The 21,853-nt window shown below is 64.1% G+C and carries 23 protein-coding genes and 1 tRNA gene; 9 read left to right on the forward strand and 15 right to left on the reverse strand.

Translation table 11 applies throughout. The features are described 5' to 3' along the window. Window positions 1–39: 39 nt before the first annotated feature. Complete coding sequence (gene hemN, locus ACPT9U_RS00315) at window positions 40–1,431, reverse strand: oxygen-independent coproporphyrinogen III oxidase (RefSeq protein WP_435749523.1); 1,392 nt, start codon at window positions 1,429–1,431, stop codon at window positions 40–42. Window positions 1,432–1,569: 138 nt separating this feature from the next. Here hemN and fnr point away from each other — a divergent pair, with 138 nt between their 5' ends. Then, entirely contained in the window at window positions 1,570–2,310 is a 741-nt protein-coding gene (gene fnr, locus ACPT9U_RS00320) for a fumarate/nitrate reduction transcriptional regulator Fnr (protein WP_418363466.1), read from the forward strand. Between the two features lie 16 nt (window positions 2,311–2,326). Here fnr and ACPT9U_RS00325 read toward each other — a convergent pair whose 3' ends face one another. After that, window positions 2,327–2,710 carry a SirB2 family protein gene (locus ACPT9U_RS00325; RefSeq protein WP_418363467.1) on the reverse strand — a complete coding sequence of 128 codons (384 nt, stop codon included), beginning with the start codon at window positions 2,708–2,710 and terminating at the stop codon, window positions 2,327–2,329. 103 nt (window positions 2,711–2,813) lie between these two features. Between ACPT9U_RS00325 and ACPT9U_RS00330 the strand changes: the two genes are divergently transcribed. Beyond that, complete coding sequence (locus ACPT9U_RS00330) at window positions 2,814–3,500, forward strand: Crp/Fnr family transcriptional regulator (protein ID WP_418363468.1); 687 nt, start codon at window positions 2,814–2,816, stop codon at window positions 3,498–3,500. Between the two features lie 3 nt (window positions 3,501–3,503). Here the strand turns inward: ACPT9U_RS00330 and ACPT9U_RS00335 are convergent, their stop codons facing one another. Together ACPT9U_RS00335 and ACPT9U_RS00340 are read right to left on the reverse strand one after the other, a co-directional pair. Next, window positions 3,504–5,168: a PHA/PHB synthase family protein gene (locus tag ACPT9U_RS00335; RefSeq protein WP_435749630.1), complete on the reverse strand. Its 1,665-nt coding sequence runs from the start codon at window positions 5,166–5,168 to the stop codon at window positions 3,504–3,506. Window positions 5,169–5,302: 134 nt separating this feature from the next. Continuing rightward, complete coding sequence (locus ACPT9U_RS00340) at window positions 5,303–6,712, reverse strand: MBL fold metallo-hydrolase RNA specificity domain-containing protein (protein ID WP_418363469.1); 1,410 nt, start codon at window positions 6,710–6,712, stop codon at window positions 5,303–5,305. A 125-nt stretch (window positions 6,713–6,837) separates the two neighbouring features. On the opposite strand from ACPT9U_RS00340, the gene ACPT9U_RS00345 reads away from it, so the two are divergent. After that, entirely contained in the window at window positions 6,838–7,281 is a 444-nt protein-coding gene (locus tag ACPT9U_RS00345) for a universal stress protein (protein WP_418363470.1), read from the forward strand. Between the two features lie 74 nt (window positions 7,282–7,355). On the opposite strand, the gene ACPT9U_RS00350 is transcribed toward ACPT9U_RS00345, so the two are convergent. From ACPT9U_RS00350 to ACPT9U_RS00395, 10 genes are all read right to left on the reverse strand, one after another. Next, window positions 7,356–7,508 carry a DUF3149 domain-containing protein gene (locus ACPT9U_RS00350; protein ID WP_418363471.1) on the reverse strand — a complete coding sequence of 51 codons (153 nt, stop codon included), beginning with the start codon at window positions 7,506–7,508 and terminating at the stop codon, window positions 7,356–7,358. A 30-nt stretch (window positions 7,509–7,538) separates the two neighbouring features. Further along, a complete protein-coding gene (locus ACPT9U_RS00355) occupies window positions 7,539–8,051 on the reverse strand; it encodes a FixH family protein (RefSeq protein WP_418363472.1) in 513 nt (170 codons plus the stop codon). 1 nt (window position 8,052) lies between these two features. After that, window positions 8,053–9,477 carry a cytochrome c oxidase accessory protein CcoG gene (gene ccoG / locus ACPT9U_RS00360; RefSeq protein WP_418363473.1) on the reverse strand — a complete coding sequence of 475 codons (1,425 nt, stop codon included), beginning with the start codon at window positions 9,475–9,477 and terminating at the stop codon, window positions 8,053–8,055. Window positions 9,478–9,573: 96 nt separating this feature from the next. After that, window positions 9,574–10,464: a cytochrome-c oxidase, cbb3-type subunit III gene (gene ccoP, locus ACPT9U_RS00365; RefSeq protein WP_418363474.1), complete on the reverse strand. Its 891-nt coding sequence runs from the start codon at window positions 10,462–10,464 to the stop codon at window positions 9,574–9,576. After that, window positions 10,457–10,645, reverse strand: coding sequence for a cbb3-type cytochrome oxidase subunit 3 (locus tag ACPT9U_RS00370; protein WP_418363475.1), 189 nt, complete (start codon window positions 10,643–10,645; stop codon window positions 10,457–10,459). The genes ccoP and ACPT9U_RS00370 overlap by 8 nt, the downstream gene beginning before the upstream one ends. 14 nt (window positions 10,646–10,659) lie before the next feature. After that, the gene (gene ccoO / locus ACPT9U_RS00375) at window positions 10,660–11,295 is read right to left on the reverse strand and encodes a cytochrome-c oxidase, cbb3-type subunit II (RefSeq protein ID WP_418363476.1); all 636 of its coding nucleotides are present in this window, start codon (window positions 11,293–11,295) and stop codon (window positions 10,660–10,662) included. Between the two features lie 15 nt (window positions 11,296–11,310). Then, the gene (gene ccoN, locus ACPT9U_RS00380) at window positions 11,311–12,741 is read right to left on the reverse strand and encodes a cytochrome-c oxidase, cbb3-type subunit I (RefSeq protein ID WP_418363477.1); all 1,431 of its coding nucleotides are present in this window, start codon (window positions 12,739–12,741) and stop codon (window positions 11,311–11,313) included. A gap of 374 nt (window positions 12,742–13,115) precedes the next feature. After that, a complete protein-coding gene (gene ccoS, locus ACPT9U_RS00385; RefSeq protein WP_435749524.1) occupies window positions 13,116–13,343 on the reverse strand; it encodes a cbb3-type cytochrome oxidase assembly protein CcoS in 228 nt (75 codons plus the stop codon). 18 nt (window positions 13,344–13,361) lie between these two features. Continuing rightward, complete coding sequence (locus tag ACPT9U_RS00390; RefSeq protein WP_435749525.1) at window positions 13,362–15,851, reverse strand: heavy metal translocating P-type ATPase; 2,490 nt, start codon at window positions 15,849–15,851, stop codon at window positions 13,362–13,364. Window positions 15,852–16,008: 157 nt separating this feature from the next. Beyond that, complete coding sequence (locus ACPT9U_RS00395) at window positions 16,009–16,776, reverse strand: 3-hydroxyacyl-CoA dehydrogenase (RefSeq protein WP_418363480.1); 768 nt, start codon at window positions 16,774–16,776, stop codon at window positions 16,009–16,011. Window positions 16,777–17,052: 276 nt separating this feature from the next. On the opposite strand from ACPT9U_RS00395, the gene ACPT9U_RS00400 reads away from it, so the two are divergent. Beyond that, the gene (locus tag ACPT9U_RS00400; protein ID WP_418363481.1) at window positions 17,053–17,307 is read left to right on the forward strand and encodes a hypothetical protein; all 255 of its coding nucleotides are present in this window, start codon (window positions 17,053–17,055) and stop codon (window positions 17,305–17,307) included. Between the two features lie 83 nt (window positions 17,308–17,390). Here the strand turns inward: ACPT9U_RS00400 and ACPT9U_RS00405 are convergent. Beyond that, window positions 17,391–17,466, reverse strand: a tRNA-Thr gene (locus ACPT9U_RS00405). Between the two features lie 395 nt (window positions 17,467–17,861). Between ACPT9U_RS00405 and ACPT9U_RS00410 the strand changes: the two genes are divergently transcribed. The 5 genes from ACPT9U_RS00410 (at window position 17,862) to ACPT9U_RS00430 (ending at window position 21,821) form a co-directional block, all read left to right on the forward strand. Then, the gene (locus tag ACPT9U_RS00410) at window positions 17,862–18,644 is read left to right on the forward strand and encodes a sulfite exporter TauE/SafE family protein (protein WP_435749526.1); all 783 of its coding nucleotides are present in this window, start codon (window positions 17,862–17,864) and stop codon (window positions 18,642–18,644) included. A gap of 5 nt (window positions 18,645–18,649) precedes the next feature. Then, the gene (locus ACPT9U_RS00415; RefSeq protein ID WP_435749527.1) at window positions 18,650–19,612 is read left to right on the forward strand and encodes a DMT family transporter; all 963 of its coding nucleotides are present in this window, start codon (window positions 18,650–18,652) and stop codon (window positions 19,610–19,612) included. A gap of 45 nt (window positions 19,613–19,657) precedes the next feature. Continuing rightward, window positions 19,658–20,593 (forward strand): nucleoside recognition family protein, encoded by a 936-nt coding sequence (locus ACPT9U_RS00420; RefSeq protein WP_435749528.1) that lies wholly within the window; start codon window positions 19,658–19,660, stop codon window positions 20,591–20,593. Between the two features lie 134 nt (window positions 20,594–20,727). Next, a complete protein-coding gene (locus ACPT9U_RS00425; protein ID WP_435749529.1) occupies window positions 20,728–21,090 on the forward strand; it encodes a CidA/LrgA family protein in 363 nt (120 codons plus the stop codon). Then, on the forward strand, window positions 21,087–21,821 hold the full coding sequence (locus tag ACPT9U_RS00430; RefSeq protein WP_418363486.1) for an LrgB family protein: 735 nt from the start codon (window positions 21,087–21,089) through the stop codon (window positions 21,819–21,821). The genes ACPT9U_RS00425 and ACPT9U_RS00430 overlap by 4 nt, the downstream gene beginning before the upstream one ends. The last annotated feature ends 32 nt before the right edge of the window (window positions 21,822–21,853 follow it).

Below are 21,853 nucleotides of genomic sequence, written 5' to 3' on the forward strand. Positions count from 1 at the left end.
GAATGCGAGGCCTCATTCTACGCTGCGTTGCCGCAATACTCAGATCACGCGCGAGTAGCGCGCACGCTCGCGGTCGGCGCGCAGGTAACGGTCGAACACCATCGCGATGCCGCGTACCAGCAGGCGCCCGCCGGGCTGCACGCTGATCCAGTCGCCATCGATCTTCACCAGGCCGGCCTTCTCCATCTCCTGCAGGTCGGCGAGTTCTTCGGCGAAATACTCGCGGAAGTTGATCAGATGGGCGATCTCGATCGACTGCATGGACAGCTCGAAGTGGCACATCAGCGCCTGGATGATCGCGCGCCGCAGCAGATCGTCTGCGGTAAGCTCGATGCCGCGCAGCACCGGCAGCTCGTCGCGGTCGAGCGCGTCATAGTACTCGTCCAGGCTCTTCACGTTCTGCGCATACACCGGCCCGATCTTGCCGATCGCCGACACGCCGAAGGCGAGCAGATCGCACTCGGCCTGGGTGGAGTAGCCCTGGAAATTGCGATGCAGACGCCCCTGGCGCTGGGCGACGGTGAGTTCGTCGTCCGGCTTGGCGAAATGGTCCATGCCGATGTACACGTAGCCCGCCTCGGTGAGGCGGCGGATGCCCAGCTGCAGCAACTGCAGCTTGGTATCCGCGGTGGGCATGTCGCCGCTGTTGATGCGGCGCTGGGGCTTGAAGAGGCCCGGCAAGTGCGCATAGCTGTACAGCGAGATGCGGTCGGGCGAGATCTCGAGCACCTGCTCCAGCGTGCGGTTGAAGCTGATCACGTTCTGCTTGGGCAGGCCGTAGATGAGATCCATGCTCACCGACTTGAAACCGGTGGCGCGCGCCGCGTCGATGACGAGCTTCGTCTCGTCGTAGCTCTGGATGCGGTTGACCGCCGCCTGCACGTCCTCGGCGAAGTCCTGCACGCCCACGCTCATGCGGTTGAAACCGAGGTCGGCGAGCAGCTTCACCGTCTCGAAGTCGACCTTGCGCGGGTCGACCTCGATGGAATACTCGCCATTGGGCACCAGCGTGAAGTGCTCGCGCACCGCCGCCATGAGCTCTCGCAACTCGTCGTGGGACAGGAAGGTCGGCGTGCCCCCCCCCAGGTGCAGCTGGGTGACCTGCCGGCTGCCGGTCAGGCCGGCGGCCTGCATCTCGATCTCTTTCGCCAGATATTTCAGATACTTGGCAGAGCGCCCATGATCCTTGGTGATGATCTTGTTGCAGGCGCAGTAATAGCAGATCGTGTTACAGAAGGGGATGTGGAAGTATAATGAAAGCGGTTTGCTTACGCCGCCCACGCCCCTCTTGGCGAGCCAGGTCTTGAGCGCATCCGCATTGAAGGCCTCGACGAAGCGGTCCGCCGTGGGGTAAGAGGTGTATCGCGGTCCGTTGATGTCGAAGCGACGAATCAGTTGCGGATCGAAGATGAGTTCGTTCTGACTTTTCATGATCTTGCTGCTGAGGTGTGTGCCAAACAATGGCAGATCACCGGAATCTTTAGGTTGACGTGGGTCAACGGGCATGTTTTAGACGCCTATTAAACCCTCACCGGGGTCTTTTTTCTGGGAAGCGGGATTATCGTGCAGATGAGGGCTACCGTGCCAATCACCGTGAGCGGGCTGAAAGTGGCCTGCTCGCAATGCAACCTCGTCGAACTGTGCCTGCCCTTCGGCATGTCGGACAGCGAACTGAGCCGGCTCGACGATCTGGTGGGTGCGCGCCGCAAGGTGAAGCGCCAGCATTGCCTCTATCGGGCCGGCGATCCCTTCGAGGCCATCTACGCGATCCGCGCCGGCTCGTTCAAGACCGATGTGCTGCTCGAGGACGGCCGCGAGCAGGTGACCGGATTCCAGATGACGGGCGAAATCCTCGGCCTGGACGGCATCAGCACCGAAGCCCACTCCTGCAACGCAATCGCGCTCGAGGACAGCGAGGTGTGCGTGATCGCCTACGACAAGCTCGAGCAGATGTCGCACGAGATCGAGGGGCTGCAGTTGCAGTTCCACAAGGTCATGAGCCGGGAGATCGTGCGCGACCACGGCGTGATGATGCTGCTTGGCTCGATGCGCGCAGAGGAGCGCCTGGCTGCCTTCCTGCTCAACATGTCGCAGCGCTTCAACGCGCGCGGCTTCTCGCCGCAGGACTTCAACCTGCGCATGACGCGCGAAGAGATCGGCTCCTACCTGGGGCTCAAGCTCGAAACCGTGTCGCGGGCCTTCTCGCGCTTCCAGGAAGACGGGCTGATCTCGGTGCAGCAGAAGCATGTGAAGCTGCTCGACCCTGCCGGGCTGAAGAAGCTCATCCAGCACCAGCAGGGCGTGCGCTGAGCGCTCGCGTACGCGTTCAGGCAAGGTAGCCGGCGGCCTGCTTGGTCAGCGCCACCGAGACGATCCACAGGTAGACCAGCAGCGCGGCCACGAAGGCGCCGACGCGAATACCCTGCGTGCGTCCGCGCTTGAGCGCCACCGTGCCGAGGAGGATGTAGACGATCAGACCAAGGATCTTCGCCGTGGCCCAGCCCGCCACGAAGGGATACTGCTGGATCAGCACGGTCAGGGTGATCGCCGACAACAGCAGTGTCGTATCCACCAGATGCGGCAGAATCCTGGTGAGGCGATGCTGCAGCAATGGATTTCCGGTCATCATCCATAGCCCCCGCAGCAGGAACCCCGCCGCGCTCAGTACCACGCAGGTGATGTGCAGATTCTTGATCGCGTAATAGAACATCCCTTCTCCCTTTGCTAACCGGCCAGAGAGCCGGAATGTGCTGCCGCGAGCCCCCGGGCACAGCGGCTCGATTAGAATTGCGACCCCACCGGAGAGTTCCGAGATGCCTCATTCCCACATACAACTCGACATCCCCGCCCTGCTGGGCCGCATCCCCCTGTTCGGCGAACTCTCGGAGGCCGACATCCAGCTCGTGGCGCGTTTCACCCGCGAGCGCCAGGTGGCACGCGGCGAAGTGCTGTTCCAGCGCGGGGATCAACCGCACGGCTTTTACTTCGTCGTCTCCGGTCAGGTCAAGCTTGCGTTCTCATCCTCGCAGGGCACCGAGAAGGTGGTGGAGATCATCGGCCCGATGCAGAGCTTCGGTGAGGCGGTGATGTTCATGGACCACCCCTACCCCGTGTTTGCCGAGGCACTCACCGACACCGTGCTGATCCACGTCGGCCAGCAGGTGGTGACCGAGCTCATCGACCAGGATTCGACCTTCGCCCACAAACTGCTCGCCGGCATGGCGATCCGCCTGCATGGGCTGATTCAGGACGTAGAAACCTACTCGCTGCGCTCGAGCACGCAGCGCGTGATCGGCTATCTTCTCCAGGTGGCCGACAGCGACACGCCCTGCGAGATCGCGCTGCCCACCAGCAAGCAGGTGATCGCCTCGCGCCTGAATCTGACGCCGGAAACCCTGTCACGCATCTTCCACGACCTGAGCGATGCCCGCCTGATCAGCGTGCAGGGCAAGCGCATCACCCTGCACGACCCGGCCCGGCTGTCTCGCTACGGCGCCTGAACTTCAACGCTCCAGCACGTATTCTCCCGGCGCGTCGGCCAGCGCAGGGAACGCCGCATTCGCGGCCGCTCTTGCTGGCACCTGCTCGCCGGCGCGCGGCTTGAGCCAGGCCATCCAGTCCGGCCACCAGCTTCCCTCGCAGGCCTGCGCGCCCTGGCGCCAGCGCTCGGGCGTATCCCCGGGCTGCGTTTCGCCCACCCAGTAGCGCCGCTTGGGCGGGTCGACCACCGGATTGACGATACCCAGGATGTGCCCCGAGCTCGATTGCACGAAGCGCACCGGCACGCTCACATGATCGACGATGCGGAAGGTCTGCCGCCACGGCGCGATATGGTCGTCCTCGCAGCTCACGGCATAGAGGGGCTGGCGGATACGCCCGAGATCCAGCGCTTCCCCGGCGACGACCAGGGCATCGGGCTGGATGAGACGGTTACGCAGATAAAGCTCCTCCAGATACCAGGCGTGCATGCGGTAAGGCATGCGGGTCGCATCCATGTTCCAGTACAGCACATCGAAGGCCGGTGGTTTCTCTCCGTACAGCCAGCCACGCACCACGTAATGCCAGATCAGGCTGTTGGAGCGCAGGAGGCGGAAGGAGGCGGCCATGGACTTGCCGTCCAGGTAGCCCTTGCGCGCCATCTGGCTGATCAGGTAGTGGATGCTGCCTTCGTCGATGAAGACCTCGATATCGCCCGGCTTGTGGAAATCGACCAGGGTGGTGAAGAGCGTCCAGTCCGCCACCGGCACCTCGCCCTCCGGGTAGTGCCGGTTAGCCCAGGCCATGTACATCGCAAGCGCCGTGCCGCCGATGCAGTAGCCCGCTGCATGCACCTTCGCCGCACCGGTGAACTCACGCGCCACGCGCACAATGGTATCGACCCCCTCCCGCAGGTAGTCGTCGAAACCGGTGTCGCGCATCGACGCGTCGGGGTTCTTCCAGCTTGTGATGAACACGTCCAGCCCCTGGTCGAGCAGATAGCGGATCATGCTCTTCCGCGGCTGCAGATCGAGGACGTAGAACTTGTTGATCCAGGGCGTGATGATGACCAGCGGCTCGGCACACACTTTCTTCTGCACCGGTGCGTAATGGATCACCTCCAGCAGGCGATTGCGGAACACCACCGCACCCGGCGTGGTGGCAAGGTTCTCACCGACCCGGAAATCGTCCGGGTTGGTCATGCGTACCTCGCCCGCCTGCACGTCCTCGAGATAGTTCGAGAAGCCGTCGATGAGGCTTTGCCCACGCGTATCGATCGCACGCTGCAAAGCAACCGGATTGGTCCACAGGAAGTTGGTGGGCGCCACCGCGTTGAGCCATTTCCGCCACCAGAACGCCGCGCGCCTGCGTTCCTTGCTCGACAGGCCGGGCGTCTCGTAGAGCATGTCCTGAGTGTGGCGGGTGAAGGCCAGGTACCATTCCTTGATCAGATCCCAGGTCGGGCGCTCGGTCCACACCGGATCGGCGAAACGGGCATCGTCGACGTTGGGTTCGATCGGGTCGGGGCTGGGCAGCCCATGCATCCGTGCCCAGGAGTGCCATTGCAGCGCCCACAGATCCGAGGACAGACTGAGCATGTGCTCGCCCAGTTCCTGCGGGTGGGACAGCCAGGCCAGCTGCGCATGCAGGATGGGCGCGCCAACACCGAGCGGGTCGAAGGCGTCTTCCATCTGCTCATGGAAGCGATGAAGCAAGGCAGCCGCCGACGCGGCGCCGTGATTGGCCGTACCGTTGCGCAGGCGTGCGCCGTTGCGGGGGCTGCTGCCGTTTGCGTTCGCCATCGTCGTCTGCCTCTGCATTTCGTTCAATCCAATGTGTAGGGCGTCTGCGGCTCGGCCACCGCCACCTCAGGCCAGCCGAACTCGCCCTCGATGGCTTCCGCGAAAGCCGCCGAGGCCGCAGCCTCGCCGTGCACGATGAAGGTTCTGCGCGGCGGACGTTCGAAACCGCGCAACCAGTGCAGCAACGCCGGCTGGTCGGCATGGGCCGAAAGCCCGCCGATCGTATGGATGCGAGCACGCACCGGAATGCGCTCGCGGAACAACGTCACCTGTCGGGCCCCATCGACCAGCCGCCGCCCCAGCGTGCCCGCCGCCTGAAAGCCGGCGATCACGATCGCGCATTCTCGCCGCCCGATGTTGTGCCGCAGGTGATGCTTGACGCGCCCAGCGTCGCACATTCCGCTTGCCGAGACGATAACGAGTCCGCCCTGTACCGCATTGAGCGCCATCGACTCCTCCGCGTCCTGGACGAAGCGCAGGTGGAATCGGTCTGCATGATGCTGAACCCACGCGTAGAGCTCGCGCGTTTCGTCGTCCCACAGGTTGTCATGACGGACGGTGAGTTCGGTCACCATCGAGGCCATGGGCGAGTCGACGACCACGTCGAGGCGAGGCACGCGCCCGGAGCGCACGAGGTCGGCGAGCACGAACAGGATCTCCTGCGTGCGCCCCACCGCGAATGCGGGAATGATCACATTGCCGCCATCGACTTCGAGCGTCCGGTGCAGCACCTGGGCGAGTTCATCCAGCGTCGACTGGAAAGGACGGTGCGCTCGGTTGCCGTAAGTGGACTCGATGCAGAGATAGTCCGCGGCCCGAATTCGCGCCGGATCCTGCAACACCGGGCGCATCGGCTGGCCGAGGTCGCCCGAGGCAACCAGGCGCCGGGCGTGGCCCTTCTCCTCGATGTCGATCTCGATGATCGCCGAGCCGAGGATATGCCCGGCGTCGCGGAACCAGCAACGGACCCCCTTGCCGGGGACGACGGGCTCGCCGTAGTCGACCGCATGCAGACGGCGCAGGCTCGCCCGCGCCTGTTCCACCGTGTAGAGCGGCCCCTGCTCGGCGCCACGCCGTGCCTTGCGCGAGCGCGCATTGCGCAAGGCCCACTCGGCTTCCTTCTCCTGTATGTGGGCAGAGTCGAGAAGCATCACGCCGAGCAGGTCAACCGTCGCCGCGGTCGCATGAAACCGCCCCTTGAACCCCAGCGAAACCAGCCGGGGGACGAGACCGGTATGGTCGAGGTGAGCGTGCGTGAGCAGCACGAAGTCGATCTGCGAAAGATCGAAGTCCAACGCCTCGCGGTTCTTGCGATCGGCCTCACGCCCGCCCTGAAACAAGCCGCAATCGACAAGGAAGCTCCCGCCCGCATGATCGACCCGGAGGCACGACCCGGTCACCTCGCCTGCCGCACCATAAAAAGTCAGCTTCATGGAACACCTCCATCTGCCTACACTGTGCCCCGCAGGATTGCACGCCGGTTTGATCACGATCAATCGGTATGGATACCGAGTCGTCGCTATAATCGACGCGTAACGCTCAACAAGGAGTCCCCGTAATGTTCCAGCACATCCTCGTCCCGACCGATGGCTCGGCGCTGTCCGAAAGCACCGTCGCCCGCGCAGTATCCTTCGCCAAGGAAGCCGGCGCACGCATCACGTTCTTCTACGCACAGCCCGATTTCCCGATGCCGATCTACGGCGAAGGTGCACTGATCGACCCCACCACGCCGGAGCAGTTCGCGAAGTCCGCGGCAGCGGAGGCCGAATCGATTCTCGCCAAGGCGAAGAGTGTGGCCGATGCCTCCGGTGTCGCTGCCGGAACCGACACCGCCGTGAACGAAGTCCCGTACGAAGCGATCATCGATGCCGCTGACCGCCATGGCTGCGACCTGATCTTCATGGCCTCGCACGGCCGCCGCGGGATCGCAGGGCTGCTGCTGGGCAGCGAAACGCAGAAGGTGCTCACGCACAGCAAGACCCCCGTGCTCGTGTACCGCTGAACACTGCGCTGTCCACGCCCCATAAGCAGAACGGCCCGCATCGCGGGCCGTTCTGCTTATGGGGCGTGGCAAGTCTAGCCACCGCGCTCCAGCCGGGTTTTCTGCTCGTCCTCCGCCATATGACGCTTGGCGAAGCGGTACAGGTAAAGGGCCATACCGAGAATGAAGACGATGGTGAACAGGCTCAGCAAGCCAATATCGCTCGTCAGCAACAACTCCCATGCCATGATGTGACTCCTCTGCAGTCAGTGGGTAAATCAGACGTTCGGATCAATAAGGATCTCCGTCTCTGCAGGGAGGTATGCGGACCCGTCCATTCTCCAGCTTCGGGTCTCATCTTCTATGACAAACAGCCAGCGCCCGGTCGATAGCGGTGCCAGCCGGGCCTCGTAGGCCCCATCGGCGCGCTCGGCAATGACGACCTGATCGAGCCCGCCGCGTGTGGGGTGTGCAACAGTCACCAGCAAGCGCTGGGGCAGGCTCGCTGCATCGCGCGCACCGAGCTCGACCCGGATCGAACTGCTCCGCACCTTGAGCGCCGCCCGCATGCCCAGTTCACGCGCATGTTCGACGCGTCCGATCGTCTGAACGATCGCGCGACCTTCCTTGTAGTAATCATCCACCACCATGCCGTCAAAGGTCCTGGCGGCGATCACCAAGGTGGCAATCCCCGCCACCACAGCGATGGCGGGAAACATGATCAGGAACCAGGGCCAGCCCTGACGATACCAGGGCTGGACGGGATGCTCGGTCGATTGGTGAGTGGACATGTCAGCGCGGAATCAGGAAGGTGGTCTGTTCCTTCAGGGTCAGCGAAGGATCATCCTCGGCAGTGACCTGGAAGTGAATCGTGTTGGCACCGGGCTGCCCCTGGTCGTAGGGCACCAGCACCTGCATTGTCACCGACTGCGCCGCGGCGGGCGCGACCTGGATCTGTTCGCTGCCGCCCAGACGGATACCCGGCAGGCCCGACACCTCGAGACGGAAGCTGCGCGCCGCTTCGGTCATGTTCATGACCTGCAACTGATAGACGTTCTCGATCATTCCGCCTTCAACCTCACGCCCAAGCGACGAGCGGTCGCGCAGGACATCCATGCGTAGCGGCTCCCTCGCTGCAAGCCCCCACACGAAGGCAAGGCAAATCAGAATCAGGATGCCGCCGTAGATGAGGGTACGGGGACGCAGCACATGCGCGATGATCTCCTTGCGGCCCCAGCGGTTCTTCATCGCATTCTCGGTGGAGTAACGGATGAGGCCGCGCGGATAGTTCATCTTGTCCATGACCTGGTCGCACGCATCGATACATGCGGCACAGCCGATGCACTCGTACTGCAGCCCATCACGGATGTCGATCCCGGTCGGGCACACCTGCACGCAGATGCCGCAATCGATGCAGTCTCCCTTGGCGACGGCACGCGGGTCGATGCCCTTCTTCCGCGTGCCGCGCGGCTCGCCGCGCGCCTCGTCATAGGTGATGACCAGGGTGTCCGGATCGAACATCACCGCCTGGAAACGCGCGTACGGGCACATGTACTTGCACACCTGCTCGCGCATGACACCGGCGAAGAGGTAGGTGAAGCCACCGTAGAACAGGATCCAGAACGTTTCCCACGGCCCGAAATTGAAAGACGTCACGGACGCGAGCAGTTCGCTCAACGGAGAGAAATAGGCAACGAAGGTAAACCCGGTCCACAAGGACACCAGGATCCAGACCAGGTACTTCGCACCGCGTCGCAGCGCCTTCCCGGCGCTCATCGGCGCCTGGTCCAGCTTCTGACGGCGGACGTGGTCGCCTTCGATCTTCTGCTCGATCCACATGAAGATCTCGGTATAGACCGTCTGCGGACAGGCGTAGCCGCACCACAGGCGGCCGGCGATCGCGGTGAAGAAGAACAGCGCGTAGGCCGAGATGATGAGCAGTATGGCGAGGAAGAACACGTCCTGCGGCCAGAACACCCAGCCGAAGATGTAGAACTTGCGCTCGGTGAGATGGAGCAGGACGGCCTGGCGGTCGTTCCAACTCAGCCAGGGCAGGCCGTAGAAGATGATCTGCGTGATCCACACCAGCGCCCAGCGCCAGTTGGCGAAAATGCCGGTCACGGAACGGACGAAGAGCTTCTTGCGGGCAGCGTAAAGCGTGTCCTGGGAAGAGTCTGCTTGCTGCGTCTTGCGCGGTTCAGGGGATGGGCTGTGCATGGCCTTTGTACCAGTGTTTTTTGTTCTTTTTATTGTTATGGAAACCCCGGGAGGACCCCCTCCTCCCGGGGCTGGACTACACCCTGCTTGAAACGATCACTTCTTGTTCAGGCTCAGCACGTAGGCCGTGAGAATATGAACCTTGTCCTCGCCGAGGAAATCACCGAAAGCCGGCATCTTGTTGTTGCGGCCATGGGTGATGGTCTCGATGATCGTCGACTCGGTCGAGCCATAGAGCCAGTTGTTGTCGGTCAGGTTGGGCGCGCCGAGCATCGGGTTGCCCTTGGCATCCGCACCGTGGCATGCGATGCAGTTGGTGTCGAACAGATCCTTGCCACGCTGAGCGCGCAGCGAATCGTGCGCCAGCCCGTTCATGGAACGGACGTAGTTGGCAACGTCCTTCACACCGTCCGAACCCAGCACCGCGCCGAACGGCGTCATGATGCCGTTGCGGCCGTTGGTGATGGTCTCGCGGATGTTGTCCGGCTCGCCGCCCCACAGCCACGCGCCGTCGGTCAGGTTCGGGAAGCTCTTGGCACCCTGTGCCGCGGCACCGTGGCACTGCTGGCAGTAGGTCAGGAACAGGCGCTGCCCCATCGCCACGGCTTCGGGCTCGGCCGCCACCGCCATCACGTCCATCTCGCGATACTTCGCGAACACAGGGCCGAAGCGCTCTTCGCCCGCCCGCATTTCGGCGTCGTACTGCGCCCACTGCCCGCGGTGCTGGTTGAAGGAGCCGAAGCCCGGGTAGATCGCGAGATAGCCGATGCCGAAGAAGATGGTGATCCAGAACAGATACATCCACCAGCGCGGCAGCGGGTTGTTGTACTCCGCCAGCGACTCATCCCACACGTGACCGTGCAACTCGACCGGCCCCTTCTCGCGCCGGGTCATGTTCGACACGAGCACGAACACACAGAACAGGATGGAGAGGGCCACGAGGACCATCACATACATGTTCCAGAAACCGCTGATAAAGTCAGCCATTTTTCTTTTCCTCTTGGTCTTGCCGGCCGCCCCGGGCCGGCAGGTCGTCATCGCTCAGAGGCAGGCGCGCCGCAGCGTCGAACCCCGGTTTGGCATGCTTGCTGTAAGCCCAGGCGACGATGGCCAGGAAGCACAGCAGCCCCAGAACGGTGAGCAAGCTCCGGATGTCGTTGATATCCACGGCGCACGCCCTCCTTATCGAAAGTGGGAAATCGCGGTACCGAGGCCCTGCAGGTAGGCCACGATGGCGTCGAGTTCGGTCTTGCCCTCGAGTGCAGCAGGTGCCGCGGCGATCTCTTCGTCGCTGTACTTGTGCAGACCCACCTTGTTGAGCGCACGCATGCGGTCCTGGATGTCGTCGCCCTGGATCGGACGATCCAGCCAGGGGAAGGCCGGCATGTTCGACTCGGGCACCACGTCACGCGGGTTGAGCAGGTGAACACGCTGCCACTCGTCCGAGTAGCGACCGCCCACACGCGCCAGATCCGGACCGGTGCGCTTGGAGCCCCACTGGAACGGGTGGTCGTAGATGAACTCGCCCGCCACCGAGTAGTGGCCGTACCGCTCGGTCTCGGCGCGGAACGGACGGATCATCTGCGAGTGGCAGTTGTAGCAGCCTTCGCGCACATAGATGTCGCGGCCAACGAGGCGAACCGGATCGTACGGCTTGACGTCGAGTGCATTGCCCTTCTGATCGATCGCGGTAGTGGTCGAGTGCTGGAAGAACAGCGGCACGATCTCCACCAGACCGCCCACGCTGACGGTAAGCAGCGTGAACACGATCATGAGGAATACGTTGCGTTCGATCTTTTCGTGTTTGGATTGAGCCATGTTGTTGTTCTCCGATCAGGCGTGGGCAGCCGCAGGCGCGAGCACCGGGGCGTCATAGGCCTTTTGGCCGGCGATGGTCTTCACCATGTTGTAGAACATGATCAGCATGCCGCCGAGGAACATCGCACCACCGATGAAGCGGATGGTCCAGAACGGGTAGCTGGCCTTGACCGATTCCACGAAGGAATACGTAAGCGTGCCGTCCGCATTGGTCGCGCGCCACATCAGCCCCTGCATCACGCCCGAGATCCACATCGACGCGATGTAGAGCACGATACCGATGGTCGCGATCCAGAAGTGGGCATTGATCAGCTTGACGCTGTACATCTCGCTCTTGCCGTACAGGCGCGGCAGCAGGAAGTACACCGAGCCGATGGAGATCATCGCGACCCAGCCGAGCGCACCGGAGTGCACGTGGCCGACGGTCCAGTCGGTGTAGTGCGACAGCGCGTTGACCGTCTTGATCGACATCATCGGGCCTTCGAAGGTCGACATGCCGTAGAAGGACAGCGAGGTGACCAGGAACTTCAGGATCGGGTCCGTGCGCAGTTTGTGCCAGGCACCCGACAGGGTCATGATGCCGTTGATCATGCCACCCCAGGACGGCGCGAGCAGGATCAGCGAGAACACCATGCCGACGGACTGGGTCCAGTCAGGCAGCGCGGTGTAGTGCAGATGGTGCGGACCGGCCCACATGTAGGTGAAGATCAGCGCCCAGAAGTGCACCACCGACAGACGGTAGGAATACACCGGACGGTCGGCCTGCTTCGGCACGAAGTAATACATCATGCCGAGGAAGCCTGCGGTCAGGAAGAAACCGACCGCGTTGTGGCCGTACCACCATTGGACCATCGCGTCCTGCACGCCCGCATAGGCCGAGTAGGACTTCATGCTGAAGAGCGAGACAGGGATCGCTGCACTATTGACGATGTGCAACAACGCCACGGTAAGGATGAAAGCGCCGAAGAACCAGTTCGCCACATAAATGTGCGAAACCTTGCGCTTGGCGATGGTGCCGAAGAAAACCACGGCATAGGACACCCAGACAATCGCGATCAGGATGTCGATCGGCCACTCGAGCTCGGCATATTCCTTGGAGGACGTATAGCCCAGGGGCAGCGTGATCGCAGCGAGCACGATCACCAGTTGCCAGCCCCAGAAGGTAAACGCCGCCAGACCGGGAGAGAACAACGTGGTGTGACAGGTGCGCTGCACGACATAGTACGACGTCGCAAACAGCGCCGAACCACCGAACGCGAAGATCACCGCGTTGGTGTGCAGCGGACGGAGCCTGCCGAAATGCAGGAATTCGTGCACGTTCAGTTCTGGCCACACGAGCTGTGCTGCGGCGATGACGCCGACCAGCATGCCCACGATGCCCCACACCACCGTCATGATGGCGAACTGGCGCACGACTTTGTAGTTATAAGTCGCTTGCGATTGCATGTGAGTCACCTCTTCGTTTTAAAAACCGACCCCGGCGCGGCAGCTCCCGACGCCGCGCTTCTTGCCCAGCCGAATCAGCCTAACTTCAGCATGATCGGGCCATTTGACATAGATCAACATTGTATTTCAGGCGAGCCAGGTGAGGAAGAGAAACTTGGACCTAGACCAACTCCAAAGCCAGGTGCAAGCGTGTCCGGACACCCCACCCGGACCCCAAAAAAAAGGGTGCGCATTCACGCACCCCCAACCCCAACAGAGAGACAAAAAACCCGGGTGTTGCGGCCTTCACAGCCTTTGCCGCAAAACTCACCATGGGTCGTATTGTGCCGCGGACCCAAAACCCGATGTTGACCTAGATCAACATTTATCAGCCCCTACCCCCGGTTGTCGTGCTGTTTCTCTCCATCCTCCGGCAGCTCATGCCGGCTATCGACGGGGGCTTTCTCATCCACCGGCGCTTCATCGCGATCATCCATCAGCAAACGGTAGGCCGGCCCCTCCAGGTCGTCATACTGACCGCTGCGCAGGGACCACCAGAACAGCACGCCAATGACGAACACCAGCACGACCGAGAGGGGAATCAGGAGATAGAGGCTTTCCATGCTGTTTTCCTCGCACACTCAACGCGCGGCCGGCACACGCTGCAGGCGCATGGCGTTGAGCACCACCAGCAGCGAACTCGCCGCCATGCCGATGCCTGCCATCCAGGGCGTCACCAGGCCGGCCATGGCCAGCGGCACCGAGGTGAAGTTGTACGCGAACGACCACCACAGGTTCTGCCGGATGATCCGCAAAGTCTTGCGCGAGAGGTCGATGCTGCGGCCGAGGCTGGACAGGTTTTCGCTGAGCAGCACGATGTCGGCCTGGTTGCGCGCAAGGTCGGTGCCGCCACCCATCGCGATGGACACATGCGCCTGCGCCAGCACCGGCGCATCGTTTACCCCATCCCCCACCATCGCCACGATTGCGTTGCGATCCTTCTGCATTGCCGCGATGGCCTCCTGCTTGCCCTGCGGACTGAGCCCCCCGCGCGCATCCTCGATGCCGAGTTGCCGCGCCATGTCGGCAACGACCGTCTCCGCATCACCGGAGAGCATGCTAGTGTGCATGCGCTCCCCGCCAAGTCGGCGCATCAGCAGCGGGGCCTCGTCGCGCACCTGGTCTGCGAGGCGGAAGGCACCCAGCCAAGCCGATGCGGTACCAAGCGCCACCACCGTTCCGCCCCGCACAGCGAACGCATCCAGCGCCCCGGGCAACTCGAGCCCCGTGGACCGGGCCACATAGTCTGGACGACCGATCCACATCTTCTCACCGGCCACGGTGCCGACCATACCCTGACCGGTTTCGGCGCGCACATCCACCGCCACCGGCAGGCGGTCACCTTCGACCGCCTCGCGCAAGCCAGCCGCTACCGGATGCTCGGAGCCTTGCTCCAGCGCCGCCGCAAGCACCAGCACTGCACGGCCTTCGTGTGCCCCGAGCGGCAGCACCTCCTCCAGGCGCATGCGGCCGTGGGTGAGCGTACCGGTCTTGTCGAACACAAAGTGATTGGCCTTCGCCAGGGTTTCGATCGCATGTCCCCGCGTGACCAGCACGCCCAGGCGCGCCATGGCATCGGTCGCGACCGTGAGCGCAGTCGGTGTCGCCAGCGACAGCGCGCACGGACACGCCACGACCAGCACGGAGACGAAGATCCACAGAGCCCGATCCGGGTCGACCATGTACCAGGCCACGCCGGTCCCGCTCGCCAGCACCAGCAGGGTGACGATGAACCAGGCGGCTACATGATCCGACAGCGTGGCTATGCGCGGCTTGTCGCTGGCCGCGCGCTCCATGAGCCTGCGAATGGCCGCAAGCCGCGTCGCATCGCCCACCTGCTCCACCCGCAGCAGCAGCGGCGAGGAAACGTTGATGCTGCCTCCGGTCAGCCGGTCGCCCGGACGCTTGGGGACCGGCATGCTCTCGCCGGTGAGCAGGGCTTCATTCGCCTCACCCTCACCCTCGAGCACCACCCCATCGACCGGGAACACCTCTCCCGGGCGCACCCGCAGCACGTCACCGGGCACCAACTGCGAAGTCGGCACTCTCTCGCCCACTGCGCTGGCGGGCCAGCCCTCGACGCGCTCGGCGAAGGAAGGCAGCGCCTTGCCGAGCTCCTCCACGCCGCGCATCGCGCGCTGGCGGGCCACCATCTCGAGGTAGCGCCCACCGAGCAGGAAGAACACGAACATGGTCACCGAGTCGAAGTACACCTCCGGCCCGTCGGTCAGCGTCGCCCAAAGGCTGGCGAGGAAGGCGCTGCCGACCCCGACCGCCACCGGAACATCCATCCCCAGCCGGCGCAGGCGCACATCTCGCCACGCACGCTGGAAGAAGGGCGCTGCCGAATACAGCACCACCGGAAGGGTCAGGAGCAAACTCGCCCAGCGCAGCAACAGCTCGATGTCCCAGCTCATGTCGCCCTCGCCCGCCACATAGACGGGGAAGGCGTACATCATGACCTGCATCATGCCGAAGCCGGCGACGAACACCCGCCACAGCATCGAGCGGCGCTCGCGGTTCGCGACCTGCTCCGAGCGCTCTGCGTCGTAGGGATAGGCACGATAGCCGATGCCCTGGATCGCGGCGAGGATGTCGGAAAGCTTGATCCTGCGCTCATCCCAGCGCACGCGGGCGCGCCGGGTCGCGTAGTTGATCTGGATCGCCGACACGCCGGGAAGGCGTGCAACATGATTTTCGTTGAGCCACACGCAGGCCGCGCAGGTAATGCCCTCGAGAATCAGCGAAGCCTCGCGTTCGTGCTCGCCCACGGGCCGCACGAAGCTCTTCTGGAAGTCGGGGTGGTCGAACAGCCCGAGCTCCTGGAGCTCGGCAGGCATGGCCTCGCGGCGCGTCTCGGGCATCGCGTCGCGGTGGCGATAGTAGTCGACCAGGCCATTGTCCACGATGGACTGCGCCACGGCCTCGCAGCCGACACAGCACATGCGCCGGCTGCGGCCGTCGATGCGCACGTAATGATCCGTGTCGGACGGAATGGGCAGACCGCAGTGATAGCAGTCGGTATCAACGGCCTCGCTGGCCACGGGAGCAGTGTGTTCGGCGGGCATCATGTGCGGCAATGAGAAACCGCCCCGGCGCGCGCTGCACCCCGGGGCGGGTCGTGAAGGAGCACGGGTTTTAGCACATTTCTCCCGACCCGGCCATTGCACTGCAACATGAGGTTGCTGCGCGCGCGTTCGAACGCGTGCGCAGCAACGCCAGAAGAACTTACTTCGCCGCCATGCGGATTGCGCCGTCGAGACGGATCACCTCACCGTTGAGGTAGGCGTTCTCGACGATATGGCGCACCAGCGCAGCGTACTCCGCGGGCTTGCCTAGGCGGGAAGGGAACGGCACCATCTTTCCGAGCGCATCCTGCACCTCCTGCGGCATGCCCATCAACATGGGCGTTTCCATGATGCCTGGCGCAATCGTCATGACGCGGATGCCGTAGCGCGCGAGCTCGCGCGCGACCGGCAGGGTGAGCCCGACCACGCCCGCCTTGGACGATGCATAACCAGCCTGCCCGATCTGACCATCGTAGGCGGCAACCGATGCGGTGTTGATGATCACGCCGCGCTCGCCGCCTGCGTCGGGCTCGGCCTTGCTCATCACATCTGCCGCAAGGCGCAGCATGTTGAAGGTGCCGATCAGATTGATCGAGACCGTGCGCGCGAAGCTCTCGAGCTTGTGCGGCGCCTCACGCCCAACGACCTTTTCGGCCGGCGCCACGCCGGCGCAGTTCACCAGACCGGTCAGACGGCCGAATCGGCTCACCGCGGTATCGATCGCGGCCTTCGCGCTGGCCGCATCGGCCACATCGGTCACGACGAACACAGCGGCATCGCCAAGTGCCACCGCCTGTGCCTCGCCAGCTTCCTTGTTCACATCGGCAAGCACCACCTTCGCCCCAGCCTCGACCAGCATGCGGGCCGTCGCGGCACCCAAGCCAGAACCACCACCCGTCACCACGAAAACGCCATTCTCGATCTGCATTCGCACCCTCTCCGTTCAAAGACTCCAGACTCGCCCCTTTGTCTGGGCGACCGGTAGAGAACATAGTTTGCGTTTACGTTAACGTCAACATCACCATGAGGGGCTGTCAGATCGCAGTGCGTCCTGAAGGTCTGCAATCCAGCGCCCACCGCGAACCAGCGCACAGCCACGAGGGAGAAGTGCTGAGATAATTCGAGCAAGAATGAACCGAACCACGAACTCCCTGAACCAAAGGGAGGCGCGAACCGCGACCGCGGTTACAAGGAGGAGCACGCGATGACCATGCCACGCTTTCATACCGAAAAGGGCGACGGCCTGTTTCACCCCATTCCCTTCCTGTTTGTCACGCGCCGGATGTGCGAGGAGATCATGGCCGAACGCGAGGCGATTCTTCACGAACAGCCCGCAGCCGCGCGCAAGAAGCAGGAAGCGCTGTTCGCGCGCTACGATCCCGCGGTAAGCGCCAACGCCTTCAGCGGCATCCTGGGGCTGTTCGACACCCCGAAAAGCGAGTTACGCAGCCACCGCTGACGAACCGCACATCCTCGATGCACTCCGCCAGAGGCGGCAAGCAAAAGGGCCCGTCAGTGATGACGGGCCCTTTTGCTTGATTCTGGTGCCGGTGAGAGGAGTCGAACCCCCGACCTTCGCATTACGAATGCGCTGCTCTACCAACTGAGCTACACCGGCTAAGGGCGCGGATCTTACCCCGGATCCCGGTCGGCAGCAACACCATAAACGCAAATTGTAGGGAGCACATAGACTGTCCGGACTTGTAGCACGTGATCCGCCCGGTTTCATTACTCCCCAGGGAGGCTGCGGTGGGACGCACGGGACGGCCTCACCAAGACACACGCCCCCAAGCCCGCACAACGCCCTTTGCCATAAGCAAAATTATCAGACGATTCTATTTTTCTGAATACAACTCTACTAGAATGGGCGTCATCGAAGGGCGGAGGAGACAAGCCCGCATCCAAGAACGCAGCACCGCAAGGGAATCCCCTTGCGGTAGCCGCGCCGAAAGCGTCCGCGACGCCGCTCTCCCGTGTGCGTACCGCTGCACCCTGCCCCATTCGAAACTTCACATGCTCGGCCTCGACTTTTTCGACATCGCCCTCATCGGCATCGCTGCATTTGCCGCTGGTGCGGTGAACTCAGTCGCCGGCGGCGGCACCTTCTTTTCGTTTCCGGCCCTGCTCGCAATCGGCGTGCCACCCGTAATCGCCAATGCCAGCAACTCGGTGTCGCTGTGGCCCGGCAGCCTCGCAGGGGCCTGGGCCTTCCGGCGCGAACTGAAGCGCTTCTCGAAAAGCCTGCCTATGTTGTCCGTGGTCGCCTTCGTAGGGGGCATCGCTGGCGGCCTGCTGCTGCTTGCGACCTCCAACGCGGCCTTCGCGCAACTGATCCCCTGGCTGCTGCTGATCGCCACCGTACTCTTCGCCTTCAGCACGCAGATCTCCGCGCTCGTCAAGAAATGGAAGCCTGCGCCTGCCGGGACGGATGAGCGCCACATCGGACCAGGCGGCTACGCTTTCCAGCTTGTGGTGTCGATCTATGGCGGCTTCTTCGGTGCCGGCATGGGCATCCTGATGATCGCCGCGCTTGCGATCCAGGGCTTCAAGGACGTGCACGAGATCAACGCGCTCAAGAACTGGCTCTCCGCGGTAATCTACAGCGTCGCGGTGGGCACGTTCGTGATCGCGAACGCGGTATCCTGGCCCCACACCCTGGTGATGCTCTTCACCGCAACCCTCGGCGGCTACTGGGGCGCGGCGATGGCGCGCAGGCTGCCTGCGATCTGGCTGCGGCGCTTCATCATCACCGTCGGCGGGCTGCTGACGGTGTACTACTTCGGCAAGACGCTCTGAACGCGATGCTGGTCGGCCTGTCCGCCGCGCTCGGCGCCGGTCTGCTATGGGGGCTGGTGTTCCTGACCCCGCTCGTGCTTGCCGATTACCCCGGCTTCATGCTCGCAGTGGGACGCTACCTGGCCTTCGGCGTGCTCGCGCTCGGGCTGGCCTGGTTCGACCGCGCAGCTCTCGCCCGCCTCACCCGCGCCGACTGGCTGGAAGCGGCCAAGCTCGCATTGATCGGCAACCTGCTCTATTACGCCACGCTGTCGAGCGCGATCCAGTTCGCCGGCGCACCCGTACCGACCCTGATCATCGGCACGCTGCCGGTCGTCATCGCGATCAGCGCCAACCTGCTCGACCGCCGGCGCGGCGGCGGCGAGGACAGCGTGCCCTGGCTGCAGCTCGGCATGCCGCTCGCACTGATCCTCGCCGGCCTGCTCGCAGTGCACTCGGGCGGCGGGCAGCAGGCCGCAACCGAGGGCCGCTACGCCCTGGGCCTCGTGTTCGCGCTCATTGCGCTGGCATGCTGGACCTGGTACCCGATCCGCAACAGTCGCTGGCTGCGCGCGCGCGGCCCCGGCCTGTCGCGCGCCTGGGCCACGGCGCAGGGACTGGCCACGCTGCCGGTCGCCCTGCTTGCGGGCGCAGGCTACTGGATCTGGAACAACCTGGGCGCCGGGGCGCCAGCCTACGACTGGCCGCTCGGGCCGCAGCCGATACGCTTCGTGCTGATGAGCTTGCTGCTGGGCCTGGCCGCATCCTGGCTCGGGACCCTGTTATGGAACAAGGCCAGCCATCTGCTGCCAGCCGCCCTGGTCGGCCAGCTGATCGTGTTCGAGACCCTGTCGGCGCTACTCTATGCGTTTCTCTGGTATGGCCGCTGGCCCACGGCGGGCGAGGCAGCAGGCATCGGCCTGCTGGTCGTGGGCGTGCTCGGCGGCGTACGCGTCTTCCGTCGCAGGGGGCGTGCGGGGCAAGGCTGAGGCCGCACACGCCGAATGTTTCACAACCGGGGGCTTCGGACAAGCATGGATCAACTGACGCAGATCATCCTCCAGGCCGGCCGCTCGGCGGTCGAACTCTCGCTCTTTATCCTGCTGCCAATCATGGTCGTCATGCTGTCGCTGATGCGACTGCTCGAGGCGCGCGGCATCCTCGACTGGCTGGTGGCCCGGCTGGCGCCCCTGCTGCGCCCGGCTGGGCTGACCGGTCTGGGTGTCTTCGCCGCGCTGCAGATTCACTTCGTCAGCTTCGCTGCCCCCGTGGCGACCCTGACCATGATGGAAGGCCGCGGCGCCTCCGACCGGCACCTTGCCGCCACGCTGGCGATGGTGATGGCCATGGCGCAGGCCAACGTAACCTTTCCGATGGCGGCGATGGGGCTGGCCTTCGGTCCGGCGCTGCTGCTGTCAGCCATTGGCGGCCTGGTGGCGGCCGCCGTGACCTTCCACGTCTTCGGTCGCAAGCTTTCGAACGTCGAGACGACGGTGGACGAGACCCTGCACCACCGCATCGCCGACGATGCCAAGGGCGTACTGGACGTGATCAACCGCGCCGGCGCAGAGGCTTTCAAGATCTCGGTCGGCGCCATCCCGATGCTGGTGCTGGCGCTAGTGGCGGTGATGGTGCTGCGCACCACCGGCGGCATCGACCTGCTCACCACCCTGCTCACCCCGCTGCTGCGCGCCTTCGATCTCGACCCGGCGCTGATCCTGCTTACGCTGACCAAATACATCGCCGGCGGCACGGCGATGATGGGCGTGATGGACGAACTGCTCAAGAACGGCGAAACCACGGTGGCCACGCTCAACGCGAGCGCGGGCTTCCTGATCCATCCCTTCGACGTCGCTGGCGTCGCGGTGCTGATCTCGGCGGGCCGGCGCGTGGCGGCGGTGTGGAAACCCGCTGCGCTCGGCGCTACGGTCGGCATCCTTGTGCGCACCCTCGGGCACGGGCTGCTGTAGCCTGTCGCCTTCATCCGGTCGCACACCGCACCGCCGTTCACGCTCGACACCGCACTCGCCGCCGCCCCAATCACGATGATCGTCACGCCCCCTCGTTACGACACTCGACCCAGTCCTCGCCCGGAGCCCTCGCGATGATCGCCGCCCTGACTATGCTTCTCGTCTTTCAGCTTGCGGGCGAGGTGATCGCTCGCGGCTTCGCGCTGCCCATCCCCGGCCCGGTGATCGGCATGGCCCTGCTCTTTCTCGCGCTGATGCTGCGCGGGGGACCGGGCGAGAACCTGCGCCAGACGGCAGGCCAGCTTCTGCAGCACCTGTCGCTGCTGTTCGTGCCGGCCGGCACCGGCATCGTGCTCTACGGAGACCGCATCGCTGCCGAGTGGTTGCCGCTGCTGGTATCGCTCTTCGTCAGCACCTTTCTCGCGATCGCGGTGACCGCGCTGGTACTGAAGGCGCTCACGCGCGGGCGCAAGCCGACGGTGGAGAATCGCCAATGAACCCGAACCTCGAGGAGATCTGGGTCTATCTCTCCGCCTCGCCGCTGCTCGGGCTCACGCTCACCCTGCTCGCCTATCAGGCCGCGTTCTGGATCTACAGGCGCGCCGGCTTCCACCCCATCGCCAACCCGGTGCTGATCAGCGTGGCCATCCTGGCCACCTTGCTGCTGGCGACCGGCACGCCCTACCAGACCTACTTCGACGGAGCGCAGTTCGTACACTTCCTGCTCGGCCCAGCCACCGTGGCGCTGGCAATTCCACTCTACGCCCAATGGCCCAAACTCAAGGCCATGGCCGCGCCGCTGCTGGTCGCACTCGTCGCGGGTTCACTCACCGCCGCGCTCTCGGCCTGGGGCATCGGCGCACTGCTCGGTGGCAGCCGCGAGTCGCTGATGTCGCTCGCCCCCAAAAGCGTCACCACACCCATCGCCATGGGCGTAGCCGAGCGCATCGGTGGCCTGCCCTCGCTCACCGCGGTGCTGGTGATCAGCGCCGGCATCATCGGTGCGGTGTTCGGGCGTGCCATCCTGCGCCGGTTGCATGTGGGCGACCACGCGGTGCATGGTTTCGCAATCGGCATCGCCTCGCACGGCATCGGCACCGCCCGCGCATTCCAGGTCAGCGAGCAGGCAGGCGCCTTCGCCGCGCTGGCGATGGGACTGAACGGTCTGGTCACGGCGCTGTCCCTGCCTTGGATCATGCCTTGGGTGGAGCGCCTGTTCGCGGGCTGATCCCATCCAGGGCCCGCGAGCCCCCGCAGAAC

It is taken from the genome of Thauera sp. AutoDN2, from assembly GCF_051280715.1.
Classification (GTDB): Bacteria; Pseudomonadota; Gammaproteobacteria; order Burkholderiales; family Rhodocyclaceae; genus Thauera.

What these genes read in the sequence shown, in the direction of transcription:
- ACPT9U_RS00355 (WP_418363472.1), bottom strand. Translation starts at nt 8,051, where the DNA reads ATGTCCACTCACCAATCGACCGAGCATCCCGTCCAGCCCTGGTATCGT.
- ACPT9U_RS00425 (WP_435749529.1), top strand. Translation starts at nt 20,728, where the DNA reads ATGATCGCCGCCCTGACTATGCTTCTCGTCTTTCAGCTTGCGGGCGAG.
- ccoP (WP_418363474.1), bottom strand. Translation starts at nt 10,464, where the DNA reads ATGGCTGACTTTATCAGCGGTTTCTGGAACATGTATGTGATGGTCCTC.
- ACPT9U_RS00415 (WP_435749527.1), top strand. Translation starts at nt 18,650, where the DNA reads ATGCTGGTCGGCCTGTCCGCCGCGCTCGGCGCCGGTCTGCTATGGGGG.
- hemN (WP_435749523.1), bottom strand. Translation starts at nt 1,431, where the DNA reads ATGAAAAGTCAGAACGAACTCATCTTCGATCCGCAACTGATTCGTCGC.
- ACPT9U_RS00325 (WP_418363467.1), bottom strand. Translation starts at nt 2,710, where the DNA reads ATGTTCTATTACGCGATCAAGAATCTGCACATCACCTGCGTGGTACTG.
- ACPT9U_RS00340 (WP_418363469.1), bottom strand. Translation starts at nt 6,712, where the DNA reads ATGAAGCTGACTTTTTATGGTGCGGCAGGCGAGGTGACCGGGTCGTGC.
- ACPT9U_RS00410 (WP_435749526.1), top strand. Translation starts at nt 17,862, where the DNA reads ATGCTCGGCCTCGACTTTTTCGACATCGCCCTCATCGGCATCGCTGCA.
- ACPT9U_RS00350 (WP_418363471.1), bottom strand. Translation starts at nt 7,508, where the DNA reads ATGGCATGGGAGTTGTTGCTGACGAGCGATATTGGCTTGCTGAGCCTG.
- ACPT9U_RS00390 (WP_435749525.1), bottom strand. Translation starts at nt 15,851, where the DNA reads ATGATGCCCGCCGAACACACTGCTCCCGTGGCCAGCGAGGCCGTTGAT.
- ACPT9U_RS00345 (WP_418363470.1), top strand. Translation starts at nt 6,838, where the DNA reads ATGTTCCAGCACATCCTCGTCCCGACCGATGGCTCGGCGCTGTCCGAA.
- ACPT9U_RS00430 (WP_418363486.1), top strand. Translation starts at nt 21,087, where the DNA reads ATGAACCCGAACCTCGAGGAGATCTGGGTCTATCTCTCCGCCTCGCCG.
- ccoO (WP_418363476.1), bottom strand. Translation starts at nt 11,295, where the DNA reads ATGGCTCAATCCAAACACGAAAAGATCGAACGCAACGTATTCCTCATG.
- ACPT9U_RS00335 (WP_435749630.1), bottom strand. Translation starts at nt 5,168, where the DNA reads ATGGAAGACGCCTTCGACCCGCTCGGTGTTGGCGCGCCCATCCTGCAT.
- ccoS (WP_435749524.1), bottom strand. Translation starts at nt 13,343, where the DNA reads ATGGAAAGCCTCTATCTCCTGATTCCCCTCTCGGTCGTGCTGGTGTTC.
- ACPT9U_RS00330 (WP_418363468.1), top strand. Translation starts at nt 2,814, where the DNA reads ATGCCTCATTCCCACATACAACTCGACATCCCCGCCCTGCTGGGCCGC.
- ccoN (WP_418363477.1), bottom strand. Translation starts at nt 12,741, where the DNA reads ATGCAATCGCAAGCGACTTATAACTACAAAGTCGTGCGCCAGTTCGCC.
- ccoG (WP_418363473.1), bottom strand. Translation starts at nt 9,477, where the DNA reads ATGCACAGCCCATCCCCTGAACCGCGCAAGACGCAGCAAGCAGACTCT.
- ACPT9U_RS00420 (WP_435749528.1), top strand. Translation starts at nt 19,658, where the DNA reads ATGGATCAACTGACGCAGATCATCCTCCAGGCCGGCCGCTCGGCGGTC.
- ACPT9U_RS00400 (WP_418363481.1), top strand. Translation starts at nt 17,053, where the DNA reads ATGACCATGCCACGCTTTCATACCGAAAAGGGCGACGGCCTGTTTCAC.
- fnr (WP_418363466.1), top strand. Translation starts at nt 1,570, where the DNA reads ATGAGGGCTACCGTGCCAATCACCGTGAGCGGGCTGAAAGTGGCCTGC.
- ACPT9U_RS00395 (WP_418363480.1), bottom strand. Translation starts at nt 16,776, where the DNA reads ATGCAGATCGAGAATGGCGTTTTCGTGGTGACGGGTGGTGGTTCTGGC.